Origin of the sequence: Pseudovibrio exalbescens DSM 16456, from assembly GCF_000422785.1 — a bacterium.
In the GTDB taxonomy this organism is placed as follows: domain Bacteria; phylum Pseudomonadota; class Alphaproteobacteria; order Rhizobiales; family Stappiaceae; genus Pseudovibrio; species Pseudovibrio exalbescens.
Genome location: NZ_AUGS01000016.1, coordinates 1 through 17,159, shown reverse-complemented (window position 1 = coordinate 17,159; position 17,159 = coordinate 1). Strand labels below are relative to the sequence as shown.

The window sequence follows — 17,159 nt, the reverse complement described above, 5'->3', positions numbered from 1 at the left end:
TTTGTGTGTAGGCATTTCGTTTGGGGCGACTATGGGCATGGATCCGGGTTGTTCTATTGATGCGCTTACCTTGCGGGAGTGCTTTGAAAATCGCCAATCAAAGGCGATCACGGTGCCGCGATGCCGCGTCAGGCAGGCGTGAAGGTGGGTGCTTGAGGCCAGAGGCCTATTTTCTTCAGGGCAGGCTGCCCAAGGCAAGTCTCATACCTTTGGTTTAAGTTGAACTACGCCTGTTCTTGTAGGGTGTTGAAACACAAGGAAGTATTGGTTTTTCTAGCAAGGGGAAAAACGACATTCCGATTGTTTCTTCACTTTGTCACCCTGTTGTCACGACACGCGCATAAGTAGTGTTTCTCTTTTTTCTACTTTAAAAGGTGTTGTGTCATGGTTCGCTGGGTTAGCCGTGAGGAATACGAGTCTCAGCAGTCCGTCAATCAGGCGGCAGGCCTTCTTGGTATTGTTTTCCTGCTTATTGGGTCCTTGTTCTGGATGTTTTTTCAGGGCGTAAAACGTCCATTGGCGTTTTCAATCTATCTGGCAATACTTGTTGCCGTCCTGATCCCGGTCTCAAGCTTCATGAGCAGTACGGACAATGGCCTTCTGGTTTTTGTTTTGGCCTTGGTGATGATCGGCGTTCTGATCGGTGCATTTGCAGGAGCAAAGGGGCCGATCCTTTATTTCGAAATGTTGGAAGCCCGTTTGATGGTCTGGACCTACAACAAGTCGCCGGTGCTGGGTATGAGCGTATATTGGCTATTGATGGCGGTCACGGCGGTGATTGGCGCGGGGATCGTTTACATGATCGGGCAGTTCGTCAACCAGTTGTTCGACCTGGCCCTTTCGCCATGGATCTATTATGCCATTGGATTTGTCGCAAGTCCGCTGGCTCGCGTCATGTCGCATCCGTTGAGCGGTCAGGTCGACATTCTTGGACGGCCCCTCGAGGATGCGCCATCCGAAGACATCGCACCGAATTCTGGAAACTCCGAATTGTGACGGTGCGCCTTCATGATGTGGCTGCTATGCGGGTGGCTATTCTCGTAGCAAGCCGCTGACGAAGTTCTTGAGGGCGATGTTGCCAAGTGGGGGCTTGTCCAAGAGCACACGGTAGAAAAGGTGGGCAAGAATGCTGTCGATCTTTTCTTCCATGCCCACTGTCGTGCCATGAAACACGAACATCTGCCTGAAGTAGGTGCGTTGTTCGCCCTCAATCAGCCGCGCCTCGGCAGCCGTATGCGGTGATGTCGCAAGGCACAGATAGGCTTTTCCCAAAGGTGAGGCGGTCAGGGCTTCCTGAAAGCACGCGGTTACACCCAGCAGATCGTCCATCAAAGAGGCTGAGCCTGGCGGTTGCGCCGGGATTCGCGAAAATCCATGACGGACAGCCTCGCATATCAGATCATCCTTTGATGGCCAGCGTCGGTAGAGCGCTTGTTTTGAGGTATGGGCTGAAGCTGCAATCACATCAAGCCGTGCCCCGTGCAATCCGTTTTGTGCGACCTCTGCCAAAGTACTGGTCAGGATGTTTCGGCTGAGTGCGGCGTCGCGCGGTCGGCCTCGTTTTGCAGCCATGATCGTGTTCTGAGCGGTTGGAACTGAGATCCCTCAGTATTAACGGTCCTCGTGAGTTTCGTAAAGGTGTTGCAAATGAGGATGAGCGTGGCCTGGTTGTTGATATCCCGCCCATCCCCCGGCTATAGCAAGACAGAAACAAGAGGGCCGGTTTTTGTGCCGGCATGAAGCGGAGAAGCGCATGTCTGTTGATTTGAACACGGTAAAGCGTGTTGCAGGGCTGGCTCGCATCAAGGTTGATGATGAGCAAGCTGAAAAAATGACTGGTGAACTGAACGCCATTCTGGGTTTTGTCGAGCAGTTGGACGAAGTCAACATTGACGGTGTTGAGCCGATGACGTCGGTTGTCGAGCAGAAGATGAAGATGCGCGAAGACGGTCAGACCGATGGCGGTTATGCGGACAAGATCGTCAAGAACGCACCGGTTTCCGAAGACAACTTCTTCATGGTGCCCAAGGTTGTTGAATAAGGCCCGCCGCCTCTTTCGCCAATTTACCCGTTTCAAGGAATTACAACGATGACAAAGCTTGTCGATCTGACAATCGCAGAGGCGCGGGACAAACTCGCTGCCCGCGAATTTACGGCCACGGAACTGACCGACGCCTATCTTGGCGAAATTGAAAAGTCCAACAAGGCCCTCAACGCCTATATCACAGTTACCGCCGAACAGGCGCGTGAACAGGCCAAGGCATCTGATGAGCGGATCGCCGCCGGAGAGGCTCGCCCGCTGGAAGGCATTCCGCTCGGCATCAAGGACCTTTATGCCACCAAGGGCGTGCACACCCAGGCCTGCTCTCACATCCTCGATGGCTTCAAGCCGGAATACGAATCCACTGTCACCCAAAATCTTTGGAACGACGGCGCGGTGATGCTTGGCAAGCTCAACATGGATGAGTTCGCCATGGGCTCGTCCAACGAAACCTCTTTTTACGGCAATGTCATCAACCCGTGGCGTCGGCAGGGCTCTGATACGGCATTGGTTCCGGGTGGCTCGTCAGGTGGTTCTGCTGCAGCCGTTGCCGGACATTTGTGCGCTGCGGCGACGGCGTCCGATACGGGTGGTTCCATCCGCCAGCCCGCTGCGTTGACAGGTACTGTGGGCATCAAGCCGACCTATGGTCGCTGTTCGCGTTGGGGCATGGTGGCGTTTGCCTCTTCTCTGGATCAGGCAGGTCCGATTGGTCGCACCGTGCGCGACAACGCCATTTTGTTGAAGTCCATGGCCTCTGTTGATGCCAAGGACACCACCTCCGTGGATGCACCCGTGCCGGACTATGAGAGCTTCATCGGCAAGTCCGTGAAGGGCATGAAGATTGGTATTCCCAAGGAATACCGGGTGGACGGCATGCCGGATGCCATCAACGAGTTGTGGCAGAAGGGCATTGACTGGCTCAAGGATGCGGGGGCGGAGATCGTCGAGATTTCCTTGCCGCACACCAAATACGCTCTGCCAGCCTATTACATCGTCGCGCCTGCTGAAGCGTCGTCCAACCTGGCGCGCTATGATGGCGTACGGTATGGTTTGCGCGTGCCGGGCAATGACATCATCGAGATGTATGAGAACACCCGTGCTGCCGGTTTCGGTGACGAGGTCAAGCGCCGCGTGATGATTGGGACCTACGTGCTGTCCGCGGGCTATTATGATGCCTACTACCTGAAGGCCCAGAAGGTGCGCACGCTCATCAAACGTGACTTCGATCTGGCATGGGAAAACGGGGTTGATGCGATCCTGACGCCAACGACACCGGATGCGGCCTTCGCCCCCGGTGAGATCACCGATCCGGTGACCATGTACCTGAACGACATTTTCACCGTGACCGCCAACATGGCAGGTGTGCCAGGCATTTCCATTCCGGCCGGCCTCAACAAAGACGGTCTGCCACTCGGCTTGCAGTTGATCGGCAAGCCGTTCGATGAAGGCACCCTGTTCCAGGTGGGTGAGGTGATCGAGCAAGCTGCCGGTAGCTTCAAACCAGAGAACTGGTGGAGCAAGTAAGCTTTCACTTGGCTGATGATGACAAAAGGCCCCGGCGTGTTCCGGGGCCTTTTTTGTAGTCAGTGCCAAGACCTAGGCTTGGCATGCTTCTCTGGTCTGGCAAGATGTGTCCGGTTCCCGCAAATAAATCGAACTGGAGCGGATCGCCGCGTCAGCCCTTGATCAGCTCATCAATATGGCGCAGGACGCTCTCTGAGGCGTGGCTCATCTGTTGATAGGCTTCCAGCGCTCCGTCTCGGTCCCCGACATGAACGCGCTGGGCGCAAAGCTTGCCCTGTCGATGGACTTCTTCATGGACAGGTAGCAGGGCCTGAAAGGCGGGTAGGCGGCGCATGTTTTCACTGGTAATGCTGTCGTACCACTTGCCCAGTCCGCATTGGTGGTGGTCGTTGAGCTCTTGCGGGGTCATCTGGCTGCGGCCAGCCATGAGTTCGGCAAGTTTCTTCTTCCAAATGATGTGATCAGCTTTTGCCTTATGCAGAATGAAACCGGAGATGTTCCGCCCGGCCAACTCGTCGAACTGGTGCGCGACGATGTCCTCGGACCGTCCTACGCTGATCACCACGTTGTCGAGGGCTTTTGTTGCCTTGGCAGAATGTTCGGCAATCTCGATGACGCCACGGGCGATTTCGTGGTTGGCTTCTCCCTGTTGTTGCAACAGCTCGGCGGTTTCGTTGGCTTTCAGGCCGATATCAGTCGCGCTATGGGTAATTGCGGTGATGTGCTCGGCGGTTTGTTCTGCATGCTGAATGCTGACTTCAACGTGGCTGCCGACGCTCTCTACATTCGAGCTGACTTCAGTCAGGTTGGATTGCAACTCGCCGATAAGATCCCGTATGTCATCCGTTGCTTTTTGGGTTTGCCCGGACAAGCTTTTGACTTCCGAGGCAACCACGGAAAAGCCCTTGCCGGCCTCACCGGCACGGGCCGCCTCGATCGTTGCGTTCAAGGCCAACAAGTTGGTCTGTTTGGACAGGGCATCAATGGTGTTCACGAAACTGGAAATCTTCTCTGCTGCCTCTTCCAGACGCCGCGATGCATGAAGCATGCTTTCAAAGGCACTGCCAATCTGCTTGTTGGACTCAACTGCGGCAAAGGTAACCTTTTCGCAGTCAATCAACACGGATTGCCGGTGCGAAATTGCCTCGGCTGTTTCCTTGGCGTTTTCGGCAAGTTGCGCCATGGCGCTTTCCATTTCTTCAACGCCGGTGGACATGGTTTGTGCCCAACCATCAGTGTCACGCACATGCGTACTGAGTTCTGCCGTATAAGCCATGGCCTCACTGGCGTTGATGGAGTATTGCACCGTTCGTTCCAGCGTTTGGGTGTCAACTGCGTCCATGGAGGACTGCAAGTCGCGGACCAAGCCGACAATTTCTGTCGGGAGTGCATCACCTTCCTCCAAGGGCTCCGCGTTTTTCAATGAGCGAAGCAAAGCTGCCACTTGCCCCCATGCGGTGTTTGTCATGACAGCGTTACCGCGTGAATGCTCCTCACCGCCGGTGTCTTTGTGACGGCCCAGCCATGCACTTTGGATAGACATGATCTCTCCCTGATTTGCAGTCTACACATCTGTACAATATCACTATCAAGTTATAAGTAATTCCAAACTCAGGGTGTTTACGTATTGGTCAAATTATACTTTCTTTTTTATGAAGTTTATTGAAGTCTCTGTTTTTTAATTATTAGAACTAAGAATTGATCCAGTTTTTATTTTTTATATTTCTTGGTGTGCATGCCCGTAATGCCGCGCGGCGCATTACTTTTGCTGCGCTTGTCAGTCATCGTGTGCTTTAGATCAATTGCCTCCGGCCTGCTGCCTTCTGTAAACCATCTTGTGGCAAAGGGAGGAGAGCATGGTGCACCTGATATCGGGCGCAGATGCTGACACGGTGGTCATTGGGGCCGGTGTTGTTGGTTTGGCTGTGGCTCGGGAACTGGCGGTAGCTGGAACCCGTGTCATGGTACTTGAACAACATTCCAACATTGGGGCGGAGACTTCCTCGCGCAACTCGGAGGTAATCCATGCCGGCTTGTACTATCCGACAGGCTCGTTGAAGGCACAGTGCTGTGTAAAGGGCAAGCATCTGATCTACGAGTTTTGTGCGCGTCACGGGGTCGACCATCAGCGCCTTGGCAAACTGATTGTGGCAACGGACAAGGCTCAATTGCCGGATCTCGTGCGGCTTCAGGCGCAAGCCACTGCCAATGGGGTCGATGATCTGGTTCTGATGGATGCGCGGGAGGTACACCAACTCGAGCCGGAGCTGTTTTGCGAAGGAGCGCTTTATTCGCCGTCTACAGGCATTGTTGACAGTCACGGGCTAATGATGGCCCTTCAGAGCTCGTTGGAGGCGCGAGGTGGCGAAGTTGTTTTGCGCACACGTATCGAGCGTGTGGAGCAGTCAGGGGCGCTGTTTTGTCTGCAAATGGCCGATGGCTTTCAACTGACATGTCGTCAACTGGTGGTAGCCTGTGGTTTGTACGGCGTTGATGTTTTGAAAGCGCTCGCACCGCGCCTCAAAACGAAGCTGCCCAGCCGGTATTATGCCAAGGGCAACTACTTTGCCCATGATGGTCGGGTGCCGTTTTCGCATCTTGTGTATCCCGTTCCTGAGCCGGGTGGGCTCGGCGTTCACCTGACGCTGGACCTTGGGGGTCAAGGTCGTTTTGGCCCCGACGTGGAATGGCTTGAGGTCACATCACCCGAAGAAATCGACTATGGGGTTTCGCAGGTTCGTCTCGAGCGGTTTTACAACGCCATTCGCCGATATTGGCCTGACTTGGAGGCAGGCAGTTTGCGACCGGATTACACCGGTGTACGGCCCAAAGTCGTGCCTGAAGGGGCGCCGGCAGCAGATTTTCAGGTGCTCTCACCCACGGATCTTGGAATCGAAGGGCTGGTCGCCTTTGCCGGTATTGAGTCACCAGGGTTGACGGCAGCCTTGTCCCTGGCGCAACTCGCAGCGGATGCGTTGAAGACTTGATAAATGCTCCCCACCGCAGAAAAGGGTGGGGAGCGTTGGGTCAGCGGTTGTCGGCCTGTGAGCGTACACGCACCAGACCGAGGCGCGTTGCTCTGTATGGACCGCCATTGCGGCTCTTGATCAGACCTTTATGTTTGAGTTTTCGGAACAACAGAATTGTCATGCCCGACAGGTACCAGCCGTCGCGCGTGATACATTCGATGTCGATAATCTTTCCGTTGTTGTCTTTTTCGGCGCGCAAGCATCCGCCCTGCGCCAACACATGCATGATGCGCTGTTCAGCTTTTGAAATATCCATTGGTTCTTGGAGCTTGTTGGATACACACGTGCCCGTTTCGCCGCTTTGTTATGGGAAAAGCGGTCGATCATCAGGCGGTTTGTTGTGTGTGTGCCCTGTACGGTGCTTATCAGCGGACCGACAGGGCCCTACCGGGCCTCAAGGCTGGAAGACATCAAAACTCCATTCGAAAGATAGTCGGTTTATACACTTGGCCTGGGGGAGTGACTAGGACATTTGCGCCACACCTGAACGCAAATCAAATTGGGTCTGGCCAAGAAAAACACTTGAGAGTGTGCTCTGAACGCCCTAGTGAAACACCGTAGGCACGAACACTGGTTGCAGGGTATGGGGGCGCAGGCGAAATGACCGACAGTTGGACTGTGTTGATAGGGTTTGCAGGGCTGATCAATCCGTTGGCCTTGTTGATCGGAGCCCTTATGGGCCTGCGCTGTGATCAAAAGGCAAAGTTTCTGATTGCCGGGTTTGGGGCGGCAGCGGTCAGCTTGTTTGTAGAGGCACTGGTGCGACTCACCGGCTTGCCTCTTGTCCCGTCTCATGAGGTCGGGGCTTTGGCGCTGTTTCCGTTCCGTCTTGTTGGCGGGGCCATTGCGGCCATCATTGCGCGTTTGATCTACCTGCGCTGGGCGCGAACCTAGCGGGTTTTTCGTAGGGAGCAGCGCGGCAGCGAAAGCTGCGCACCAGTTTTTAGGCGATAAATTGGCCGTGTTCAAAAAAACAGCAAGACACTGGCTTGCCTCTTTATGAATAACGGACTACCCAAGCCAATTGAGTTTACATGCGGCTGTCTTCACCCGCTTAAGCAGGGGCATGTTCCGAGGCAGCTTCAACGCAAAAGACAGGAAAATGATCGCATGACGATTGTCGATACACGGACGCCGGACCCGAAGAAGTTTATCAAGGGCGCAACGGGCGACTGGGAAATCGTGATCGGTATGGAGGTGCACGCACAGGTGACCTCCGAGGCCAAGCTTTTCTCGGGCGCTTCCACCAGCTTTGGCAATGATCCTAATGCGAATGTGAGCCTTGTTGATGCGGCCATGCCGGGTATGCTGCCCGTTATCAACGAAGAGTGTGTGCGTCAGGCGATCCGCACCGGCCTGGGGCTTAAGGCGCAGATCAACCTGAAGTCGGTTTTCGATCGCAAGAACTATTTCTATCCCGACCTGCCGCAGGGCTATCAGATTTCTCAGTTCAAGCAGCCGATTGTCGGTGAGGGCAAGGTCCTTTTGGACATGAAGGACGGCGAACAGGTGGAAGTGGGCATTGAGCGCCTGCACCTCGAGCAGGACGCCGGCAAGTCGTTGCACGACCAGCATCCGACCATGTCCTTTGTTGACTTGAACCGGTCTGGCGTGGCGCTGATGGAAATCGTGTCCAAGCCGGACATTCGCTGCGCCGATGAGGCTAAAGCCTACCTGACCAAGTTGCGCACCATCTTGCGGTATCTGGGTACTTGTGATGGCAACATGGACCAGGGGTCCATGCGCGCCGATGTGAACGTTTCCGTGCGTCGTCCGGGGGGCGAGTTCGGGACGCGGTGTGAAATCAAGAACGTCAACTCAATCCGCTTTGTCGGTCAGGCGATCGAGTATGAGGCCCGTCGCCAAATCGGTATTTTGGAAGATGGCGGCGAAATTGATCAGGAAACTCGCTTGTTCGATGCCGTAAAGGGCGAAACGCGGTCCATGCGCTCCAAGGAAGAGGCGCACGACTATCGCTACTTCCCGGACCCAGATCTGCTGCCGTTGGAGTTCAGCCAGGAGTATGTGGATGGTCTTGCGGCACACCTGACCGAATTGCCGGACGAAAAGAAGGATCGCTTCATCCGCGATTACGGTCTGACAGCTTACGATGCGGATATCCTGATCGTTGAGCGCTCTTCTGCCGACTTCTTCGAAAAAGTCGCCAAGGGGCGTGATGCCAAGCTGGCCGCCAACTGGGTGATCAACGAGTTGTTCGGCCGCCTGAACAAGGAAGGCTTGGCGCTTGCGGATTCTCCGGTGAATTCCGATCAGTTGGGCAGCATCATTGATCTGATCAAGTCGGGCGCCATCTCCGGCAAGATCGCCAAGGACCTCTTCGAGATCGTATGGACCGAAGGCGGGGATCCAGCCACAATCGTGGAAGAACGTGGCATGAAGCAGGTGACCGACCTTGGGGCCATTGAGGCCATTGTGGACAAGATTCTTGCTGCAAACGCCGAAAAGGCAGAGCAGGCTAAGGAAAAGCCGGGCATGCTCGGTTGGTTTGTCGGTCAGGTGATGAAGGCCTCCAAGGGGAAAGCCAACCCACAAGCTGTTTCCGACATGTTGAAAGCCAAAATTGGCCTAGATTGAGCCAAATAATCTTCCAAGTTCAAAATTAGGACTGCTTCCATATGGGAAGCGGTCCTTTTTTGTGACCCTTTCCGATTCTACCGGCCTTGGGGGCAATGGCGCGTTCAAGCACTTGGGTGCAGGTGTGTCGCTTGAGCCGTTGCCCGCCAAAGGCGAAAGCTGCAACGAGTACAAATCACCGTTCTAGTCAGTTTTTTTGGGTGAAGATCGGGCAAAAGGACATATTTTTGCATATGAACCGACGTGACTTCCTGAAGGGAGGTACCGGACTTGCGGTGCTTCTCGGCATTGGGGCTGGCCCGTTGCGGGCAGGCGTGGCCCATGCCATAGATTTGGAAAACATGCCACCGTCCACTTTCAGCTTTGAATGGCTGACAGAAAAGATGAGACGGCAGGCATTGGGGCAGAGCGCTCCGAAAAGCATTCCGCCAATTCCCGAATGGTTGACCCAACTGGATTATGACCAACATCGGGCCATTCGTTTTGATCCGGAGCGGGCCTTGTGGGCCGACGCTGACCATTCCTACGAGCTGCAGGCGTTTCATCCCGGCTGGCTGTTCAACGAACCCTTGCGCATTTTCGAGATTGCCGAGGATGGCTTGAAGGCCCTCACTTTCTCCGAGGAAGACTTCATTTACGGTGCAAGGGTACCTGCTCATCCCGAGGAGGAGGGGCGGTTGCCCGGACCTGCGGGGTTTAGACTGCACTATCCCTTGAACGCCAAAGACTACAAGGACGAGTTGGTTTCCTTTTTGGGTGCCAGCTATTTCCGGGCTCTGGGGAAGGGCAGCCGATACGGTTTGTCCGCACGTGGCCTTGCGGTGAACACCATCACCGATGGTGCGGAAGAGTTTCCACGCTTTACGACGTTTTATGTCAGGCCACCCGAGGAACAAGGGGCGCCCTTTGCCGTCTATGCTGAGCTTGAAAGTGCCAGTGTTGTGGGGGCCTATGAGTTTTTGATCACCCCGGGCGAAGCAACGGTGATGGATGTGCGGGCGCATCTTTTTGTTACCCGCACGATGGATCGCTGCGGAGTGGCACCTCTTACCAGCATGTATCTGTATGGTGAGGGAGACAGCGCTGGCTTTGATGACTATCGGCCTGAAGTGCACGACAGTGATGGCCTGTTCATCCACGCCTCTCATGGTGAGCAGATCTGGCGCCCATTGGCCAATCCCCGAAAGATCCAGAGTTCGTTCTTCTCCATGAAGACACCGCAGGGCTTTGGCCTGATGCAGCGTGACCGGCGCTTTGAAAACTATCAGGATCTGGAGGCTCGATACGAGCTTCGACCCAGTGCTTATGTGGAGCCGAAGGGCGATTGGGGCGAAGGGTCCGTGGTGTTGGTGGAGTTGCCTTCTGACAAGGAGGTCAACGACAACACCGTGGCCTTCTGGCAACCCAAAGATCCTGTTACGGTGGGAGACCGGCTGGAGTTGGCCTATCGCCTGTCTTGGGGAGATTTGCCGCAAGATGCGAGCAAGACGGCCCGTGTCTACAGTGCCCGTATGGGCACAGCCGGGCATTCTGCATCGGATCGTGACCCACTCCGTCGCAAGTTCGTTGTCGAGTTCGAAGGCAACGACTTGCCGTCTGCTGGCGACATTTCCCCCGAGCTCAACGTCAAGGGTGGCGTGGTCGAGCATGTCCTGATCGAGCCAGTCGTGGATACGGGGCGTTTGCGCGTCACCGCTGATCTGCGCCGGACACAGGAAGGACCGGTAGAGATTGCGCTTCACTTGAGCGCTGATGAGATCGTTTTGTCTGAAACCTTCGCTTATCAATGGGAGCGGTTATGATGCAAGCAACCCATCTTCGCGACGATCACACAGAACACGGGATGATGATTGATCCCGTTACGGGCCCTAATGCGCCCTTGTCCATGCCGGTGCAGGATTTGTCTCCGATCCGGTTTGGCGTGCCTGAGTTGCTTGGCGTTCTGTCCCGGCTTGTGCCCGGCATGAACCGCCAGAAGGATCCTGCCTGATGCGGCGCGATCCTCTTGAAGCTGCGGCAATGGTCCCCCGTCTGTTTGTGGCAACGGGGGCCCTGGCCCTTGGGGTGAGTGCCGGTTGGCTGTTTTATCTGAGCCTGCAGCCGGTGCCCGTGTCCTGGGTGGATTGGGCGCGCACGATGCTCATCGGTTTCAGCGTATTCTGGCTTGGCTGGGGAGCGCTTACGGCGCTGCTGGGTTTGTTGTGGCGTCCCGCGCAGGATGCCTTGGGCGATCTGGACAGTGAGCCGATGCCATCATTTGCCACGGCAATCGTCATCCCCATCTACAACGAAAACGCAGGCGAGGTGTTTGCCCGCCTGCGTATCATGCGCGATGACCTGATGGCCGCCGGCTGTGTTTCCGGGTTTGATTTTCATGTCTTGTCGGACACGCGTGATGCGGATCGGGTGGAGGTAGAAAAGGCCTGTTATCGTGAGGTGGCTCGCGATCCGGGCCTGCCGATCTACTACCGTAATCGCACCTCCAACGAGGGGCGCAAGGCCGGTAACATCAAGGAATTTGTCACCCGCTCTGGTGGCGCCTACGAAGCCATGATCATTCTGGATGCGGACAGTTTGATGACTGCCCGGTGCATGATGCGGATGGTCAAGGCCGTGGCCCGTGATCCCAAGCTGGGACTACTGCAAACACTGCCGGTGGTGATCGGGGCCGAGACCGTTTTTGCGCGCATCATCGCTTTTGCGACCGGGCTCTATGGGCGCACCTTTGCCCGTGGACTGGCCTTGTTGCAGGGACGATGCGGGCCGTTCTGGGGGCACAATGCCATCGTCCGTACCCGCGCCTTTGCCCAATCCTGTGGGTTGCCGGTTCTTCCCGGTGAAGGGCCGCTTGCCGGGCATATCATGAGCCATGACACGGTGGAGGGAGCCTTGTTGGCTCGCCGTGGGTGGACTGTTCGTTGTGATCCGGATCTTGAAGGGTCCTATGAAGAAGTCCCGGCTCATCTGCTCGGCTTTGCCGCGCGGGATCGGCGCTGGTGCCAAGGCAATCTTCAGCATGGTCGTGTCTTGCTGGCGCGCGGTCTTCCGTTCTGGAGCCGAATGAATATCGGTTTGGGCATCATTGCCTATTCGGCCTCGGCGCTCTGGTTCTCCTTTCTTGTGTTGAGTCTGATATCGGCGGGAACCACTTCCGTTTATGAACGCACCATGCGGGTGTTTCTGGCGCTGGGTGACTTTCAGCTCTCTCTCCTTCTGGGGCTGATCATAGGCTTGTTGTTCCTTCCGAAGCTGCTGGTCGCCCTTGCCGGTCTGGCAGGCTATCAGAACGGAATCCTGGGCAACCTGCGGGTTCTCCTCGGATATGCGGTGGAAGCGGTCTCTGCGATCTTCCTTGCGCCAATCCTGATGATGTTCCAAAGCCGGGGGATCATGGAAATCCTGATGGGCCGGGACAGCGGCTGGACGACGGCCCATCGCGACCACGAGGCGTTGCGGTTGAGTGAGTGTACGCGGGCCACTTTCTGGATGTCGGTGGTAGCCGCCCTTGGAATGGCCATGACCTGGTATCTCTCTCCCCTGATGTTTTTCTGGTCGCTGCCCGTTGCATTGCCGGTGTTGCTCGCACCGGTTCTGGTCTGGATCACGGCAAAGCCCGTGACTGCGCGTGGTGCGGCTCGCTTGGGACTGATTGCCAACACCAATCAGGTGCTGGGTGGAGAGTTGCGCAGGATTGCCGACGTCTAGCCCTTAAATGGTAGGGGACTGCAATTGCTGGTGGATGAGATAGTCATGCTGCAATAAGCTCAAGGTAATCAGATTCTTCGTGAATGTGTTGCTGATGGCTTGGATGCTGCATAGTCAGAATTCTCAACCCACCGGGGCGCAGTCCCCGACAATGTGGTGGTGTGCTCCACGCGCCGTCACCCTGATTATTCTAGGTTATTGCCTGTTCAACCTGCTGTATCGTGGGTTTGCCTCGCCCATTCTTGGCACGGACGACATGAGCGAGAGTGTGCTGGTCCAGGAGTTGCGCGCTGGCTACATGATGCGCCAGCCACCGCTTTATGAGTGGCTGCTCTACAGCGTCCAGCAAGTGGTTGGACCCTCCATCTGGAGTTTCCAAAGCCTCAAGTACACGCTCGTTGCCTTATCGGGCGTATTTCTTTATGGCATCGCCCGGCTTGCCATGACAGACCGCAAGTTGGCGGCGATCGCGGTTTTCTCCCTTACGCTGCTTTATCAAATCGGCTTCAACCTGCATGAGGGGGTCACTCACACGGTTGTGCTCATGGCTGGGGTTAGCGGCACACTGTTCTTCTTCCTTCGGGTGGCGCTCCATGGTCGCTGGTTTGATGTGCTGGGTCTGGGGCTGTTCCTCGGGGTTGGGGCGCTGGCCAAGCACTCCTTTTATCTGGTTCCCGTTGGTCTGCTTTGCGCAGCAGTCACCTTGCCCTATTGGCGTGTGCGTTTGCGTCCGGTCCCTCTCTTGCTCGCCTGTGGGTTCGCTCTTGTGCTCTACTTGCCTTATCTGGTCTGGTTTCTGGAACGAGGCCAATCGCTTGTGTCCAGTTCTCTCGATGTCATGGTGGTGGAGACGCAAGTGCCCCATTGGGAAAAGGTGCTGAGCGGCGAGTTTCGTCTTGCCAAGAGTCTGGTCGGCTTTTCCATGCCTTTCCTGGCCCTGTTCCTGTTATTTTTCGGGGCAGACCTGTGGCGCGCGCAGCGGAGCATGGCTGCAATTGAAGAGCCTGCGCAGTCCAATGGTGAGGTTGCGCGCTTTCTCGGGCGCTATATGGGCGTGCTTGTTGCGCTAACCGCCACGGCAATTGTTGTCACTGGCGCGACGTACATCAAGGAGCGCCACATGCACCCCATTTTGATGCTGTTGCCGTTGTGGTGTTTTGCCGTGGCTGGGCAAGTCGGTCTGGGCCTCGCCCGGCTGCGTTGGTTCCTTCGGCTTATCATCGTGCTGGCTGGTGTCGTCGTGGTTGTGCGTTTGCCGGGCTTTTTCACGCCCGATGAGCTGCTGTGTGGCTCCAAATGCCGTCAGGCCAAGCCGTTTGACCGTCTCGCGGAGCGCTTGAAAGCCTGGGACGGGACCATTAAAGAGGCCACGATTGTCTCATTGGACAGTTACACAGGGGGAAACCTGCGTGCCTTCATTCCGTCAGCGCGCCACGTTATCGCCAGCTTTCGTCCTTCTTCCCAGCCACGCGCCGCTTGCTTTGTTGTATGGGAAGCGAAAAAACCTGAGGTCTCGTTTTCGGCCGTTTGGCAGGAAACCCCCTTCGCTCAGCGCCATACTTTGGCGGATGGAGATATTCTTGACGGTGAGATGATCTCCGTGAACTGGCCTCACCTTTGGCTTGAGGACGGCTATCGAACCAGCTATTGGGGGGTGGTTCGGTTGCGGTCTTCAGCCGCAGTCTGTCAGTAGGTTCTTGCGGGAAAAGGGGACAGCGTGGCTTCCCATGTTGATATTCGCGCCGCGCGCTCACGTGACTTGGGACAGATCGTGGCGATCATGAATGCCGGAGCCGTTGGGGCGCGGGCAGCTCTGGAAGGTCAGGATCTCGCCCCCTATCAAGACGCCTTTAAAGCGATTCTTGACGCGCCCGAAGTGGACATCTACGTGGCAGTGGATGCGGACGGGCAGGTTCTTGCTACCTACCAGTTGACCATTGAAAAAGGTCTTGCGTTTCAGGGCCGCCCGCGTGCGTCGATTGAAAGCATGCATACGCGCGCCGACCAGCGTGGCCAGGGGTTGGGGGCTGCGCTGGTGGCCCATGCAAAGAAACTGGCCAGAGAAAAGGGCTGTTGCCTCTTGCAACTGACCAGCAATGCCCAGCGGGAAGACGCCCACCGGTTCTACCAGAGGCAGGGATTTGAGCAGACCCACCTTGGTTTCAAGTTCATGCTGTAGATCGGGCAGGCCATTCAGGTTCAGCGCCGTTTGGGCGGCGTTGCCCGATTGAGCCCGTTCTGCTAGCGGCTGGCAGATCTCACCCAGTCTTCGGACATGCATATGTCCACGACGACTTTCTTGCAGCCGGTGAGGGTGAGCTTGCCGTTTTTCTGGAGTTCCAGAGTTGCCTTGGCCGAAAGTCCGCGCTTGGGGTCGTAGACCATCCCTGCCCAGGTCGTGTCATCCACGGGTGCCATGTTCCACAGCACATTGATGCCAAGGACCTTGCGGTTGCGTTTTGACTTGTCTTCATTGTAGCGGTCGGTGATCTTTTCCTTCACTTCGCCGGCAGGTGGGGGAAAGTCCACGAGTTTGCCGCAAAGACCATCACTACAAGGGCGGATTTGAACAATAGCGCCGTCTCCCGTAAGCCAGGATCCTTCAATTTGGGATGCGCTGAGGGACGGCGAGAGCAGGCACACTGCTGTGGCAGCGGCCATTACGAAAAGCGGTTTCTTCATCGAGCACCATTTTTATTGTCGTTAGGCCCTCTCGTGCTCAAGAGGGCCTTTCAAGCCGCTTTTCGTATACTGTTTTAAACCTAACGTAAACCTATTTTATACGAGACCACGTTTCCCCTTTACATATAAGTCCGCCAAGGACGCATCCCTCAAGCTTGAGTTCATTTGCGGAAATCAGGCGCATTTTACCTGAATAGGTCTTTCCGTCCTCTGCGTTATATACTTTCCCTTTCCAGCTATCTGTTCCCGATGGCTTCATGCCAAGGATTGTTTGCGATCCTACTAGGTTGCGAGTACGCAGCGCTGGGTCCGGGTTCTCCGTGTCCTTTCGGGGGTTTTTCAGCCAAACCAGATTGCCGCAAAGGGCATTGCCGCAATTGCTGATCTTGATCCGGGCCGAGCCGTTCTCTCGCTGCCATGTTCCCTTGGCGTCTGCCGCAAGAGCGGGGCTGGCGACAGCGGTCGTCAACGCCAGTGCGATGACAGCGTTAAGTAACTTGGTTTTCATGGATTGTCCTCCCAATAAACTATCCTCTGACAACTGCGTAATCCTACGGATGAATTGACGCAGGGGCCAGACGAAACCTTGTGATTGCATCCAATGGATAGGTTTGAAAGGCGCTATGATTTCCCGCTAATTCAAATTTACAATGTAAAATGTAAGTATAATTTGAGAAGTAATTTTATAACTATAAGTATTAGGAATGATTTTAGCTTTATAAGTGATTGTTCTATTCATGCAATTTATATGAATAGGAGGGTTTCCTGTGTCATTCAACGGACGGGCATTGCATCTTGTTTATTCGGAGGGCGTGGAAGCACCTGAAGGTTACATGCGTCGCGGGTTTGAGGCCGCATGTGGACGGGGGCGCGGCGTGGATCTGATCGAGGCGCACAAGTGGTTCAATATTGCCGCGGCCAAAGGGTGTCGGGAGGCTGTTCATCATCGGCGGGAGTTGTCCGATCAGATGAGTGCCCAGGAAGTGGCCGAGGCTCAGCGTCAGGCCCGTGAGTGGCTTGCCTTGCAACATCATGCGCCCGCGGCATGAAGCGAGCTGGCGCGGGGAAAGGGCGACGTTTGTTCGTCTCTTGTCCGGTTGGGCTGAGGGGGCGGAGCATTGGGTCTCCCTATATCTAGGCGTGATTTTGATTGTGGTTCCGCAGTCTCCTTTTTGACGCAGCCCTGAGACCTGGGGGCTGTTCTTCTTCCCCTCGGCTGTCATGCCGGACAAGCGCAGCGCCGATCCGGTATCCAGATGGGGCGCGGTATGGTTTTGGGCATTTCTGGTTTGTGTCTTGGACTTTTCACAGCGGTTTTGGTTTGATTTTACGTTGGGTTTTTCAGGTTTGTTTGGTTTTATCCTCAGGGTCTTTTGATTGTGTCGTGATAATTTTGCAGAATCGAGTTGACGGATTGAAGATTGTGGGGCTATAACCCGCTCCATCGAGAGCGACGGCGCTGCCGGCGACGGCACGGTTCGCTCTAAATCTTCTCACTGAGATGATACGAGTTTGCGCCCTGTCAATGACAGTTGATGTGGGTTTGCTAGCGTTGTAGTCTTGGTGGGTTTGAGGCTTTT

The 17,159-nt window shown here is 55.6% G+C and carries 19 protein-coding genes; 13 read left to right on the top strand and 6 right to left on the bottom strand.

What is annotated here, in order from left to right; all coding sequences use genetic code 11:
* Nucleotides 1–384: 384 nt before the first annotated feature.
* Nucleotides 385–996, top strand: coding sequence for a hypothetical protein (locus G512_RS0111565; RefSeq protein WP_028481856.1), 612 nt, complete (start codon nt 385–387; stop codon nt 994–996).
* A 36-nt stretch (nt 997–1,032) separates the two neighbouring features.
* Here the strand turns inward: G512_RS0111565 and G512_RS20900 are convergent, their stop codons facing one another.
* On the bottom strand, nt 1,033–1,572 hold the full coding sequence (locus G512_RS20900; protein ID WP_036489654.1) for a TetR/AcrR family transcriptional regulator: 540 nt from the start codon (nt 1,570–1,572) through the stop codon (nt 1,033–1,035).
* 181 nt (nt 1,573–1,753) lie between these two features.
* Between G512_RS20900 and gatC the strand changes: the two genes are divergently transcribed.
* Both gatC and gatA read left to right on the top strand, forming a co-directional pair.
* The gene (gene gatC, locus G512_RS0111555; protein ID WP_028481855.1) at nt 1,754–2,041 is read left to right on the top strand and encodes an Asp-tRNA(Asn)/Glu-tRNA(Gln) amidotransferase subunit GatC; all 288 of its coding nucleotides are present in this window, start codon (nt 1,754–1,756) and stop codon (nt 2,039–2,041) included.
* 48 nt (nt 2,042–2,089) lie between these two features.
* Nucleotides 2,090–3,568, top strand: coding sequence for an Asp-tRNA(Asn)/Glu-tRNA(Gln) amidotransferase subunit GatA (gene gatA, locus G512_RS0111550; protein WP_028481854.1), 1,479 nt, complete (start codon nt 2,090–2,092; stop codon nt 3,566–3,568).
* 151 nt (nt 3,569–3,719) lie between these two features.
* Here gatA and G512_RS20895 read toward each other — a convergent pair whose 3' ends face one another.
* The gene (locus G512_RS20895; RefSeq protein ID WP_051269259.1) at nt 3,720–5,111 is read right to left on the bottom strand and encodes a methyl-accepting chemotaxis protein; all 1,392 of its coding nucleotides are present in this window, start codon (nt 5,109–5,111) and stop codon (nt 3,720–3,722) included.
* A 313-nt stretch (nt 5,112–5,424) separates the two neighbouring features.
* Here G512_RS20895 and G512_RS0111540 point away from each other — a divergent pair, with 313 nt between their 5' ends.
* The gene (locus G512_RS0111540; protein WP_028481853.1) at nt 5,425–6,555 is read left to right on the top strand and encodes an NAD(P)/FAD-dependent oxidoreductase; all 1,131 of its coding nucleotides are present in this window, start codon (nt 5,425–5,427) and stop codon (nt 6,553–6,555) included.
* 40 nt (nt 6,556–6,595) lie between these two features.
* Here G512_RS0111540 and G512_RS0111535 read toward each other — a convergent pair whose 3' ends face one another.
* The gene (locus tag G512_RS0111535) at nt 6,596–6,853 is read right to left on the bottom strand and encodes a YjhX family toxin (protein ID WP_028481852.1); all 258 of its coding nucleotides are present in this window, start codon (nt 6,851–6,853) and stop codon (nt 6,596–6,598) included.
* Nucleotides 6,854–7,197: 344 nt separating this feature from the next.
* Between G512_RS0111535 and G512_RS0111530 the strand changes: the two genes are divergently transcribed.
* The 8 genes from G512_RS0111530 to G512_RS0111495 all read left to right on the top strand — a co-directional run bounded on the left by G512_RS0111530 (nt 7,198) and on the right by G512_RS0111495 (nt 15,076).
* Nucleotides 7,198–7,491, top strand: a complete 294-nt coding sequence (locus G512_RS0111530) for a hypothetical protein (RefSeq protein ID WP_028481851.1) — start codon at nt 7,198–7,200, stop codon at nt 7,489–7,491.
* A gap of 216 nt (nt 7,492–7,707) precedes the next feature.
* Nucleotides 7,708–9,192 (top strand): Asp-tRNA(Asn)/Glu-tRNA(Gln) amidotransferase subunit GatB, encoded by a 1,485-nt coding sequence (gene gatB / locus G512_RS0111525; RefSeq protein WP_028481850.1) that lies wholly within the window; start codon nt 7,708–7,710, stop codon nt 9,190–9,192.
* A 61-nt stretch (nt 9,193–9,253) separates the two neighbouring features.
* A complete protein-coding gene (locus tag G512_RS23060; RefSeq protein WP_265596921.1) occupies nt 9,254–9,379 on the top strand; it encodes a hypothetical protein in 126 nt (41 codons plus the stop codon).
* A gap of 46 nt (nt 9,380–9,425) precedes the next feature.
* A complete protein-coding gene (locus G512_RS20890) occupies nt 9,426–10,994 on the top strand; it encodes a glucan biosynthesis protein (protein WP_036489652.1) in 1,569 nt (522 codons plus the stop codon).
* Nucleotides 10,991–11,182, top strand: coding sequence for a hypothetical protein (locus G512_RS0111510; RefSeq protein WP_036489650.1), 192 nt, complete (start codon nt 10,991–10,993; stop codon nt 11,180–11,182). Before G512_RS20890 ends, G512_RS0111510 begins: the two co-directional genes overlap by 4 nt.
* Entirely contained in the window at nt 11,182–12,897 is a 1,716-nt protein-coding gene (gene mdoH, locus G512_RS20885) for a glucans biosynthesis glucosyltransferase MdoH (protein WP_051269257.1), read from the top strand. The genes G512_RS0111510 and mdoH overlap by 1 nt, the downstream gene beginning before the upstream one ends.
* Nucleotides 12,898–12,991: 94 nt before the next feature.
* Complete coding sequence (locus G512_RS0111500; protein ID WP_143181440.1) at nt 12,992–14,590, top strand: glycosyltransferase family 39 protein; 1,599 nt, start codon at nt 12,992–12,994, stop codon at nt 14,588–14,590.
* 24 nt (nt 14,591–14,614) lie between these two features.
* On the top strand, nt 14,615–15,076 hold the full coding sequence (locus G512_RS0111495; protein ID WP_028481847.1) for a GNAT family N-acetyltransferase: 462 nt from the start codon (nt 14,615–14,617) through the stop codon (nt 15,074–15,076).
* A gap of 62 nt (nt 15,077–15,138) precedes the next feature.
* Here G512_RS0111495 and G512_RS20880 read toward each other — a convergent pair whose 3' ends face one another.
* Together G512_RS20880 and G512_RS0111485 are read right to left on the bottom strand one after the other, a co-directional pair.
* Nucleotides 15,139–15,579 carry a DUF2147 domain-containing protein gene (locus tag G512_RS20880; RefSeq protein WP_073833379.1) on the bottom strand — a complete coding sequence of 147 codons (441 nt, stop codon included), beginning with the start codon at nt 15,577–15,579 and terminating at the stop codon, nt 15,139–15,141.
* Nucleotides 15,580–15,670: 91 nt separating this feature from the next.
* A complete protein-coding gene (locus tag G512_RS0111485; RefSeq protein ID WP_028481846.1) occupies nt 15,671–16,087 on the bottom strand; it encodes a DUF2147 domain-containing protein in 417 nt (138 codons plus the stop codon).
* Between the two features lie 259 nt (nt 16,088–16,346).
* On the opposite strand from G512_RS0111485, the gene G512_RS0111480 reads away from it, so the two are divergent.
* Nucleotides 16,347–16,628, top strand: coding sequence for a hypothetical protein (locus G512_RS0111480; RefSeq protein ID WP_228130505.1), 282 nt, complete (start codon nt 16,347–16,349; stop codon nt 16,626–16,628).
* A gap of 292 nt (nt 16,629–16,920) precedes the next feature.
* Here G512_RS0111480 and G512_RS22810 read toward each other — a convergent pair.
* Nucleotides 16,921–17,159 (bottom strand): hypothetical protein (locus G512_RS22810; protein ID WP_208975006.1); only part of this gene is annotated, 239 nt, incomplete at its 5' end.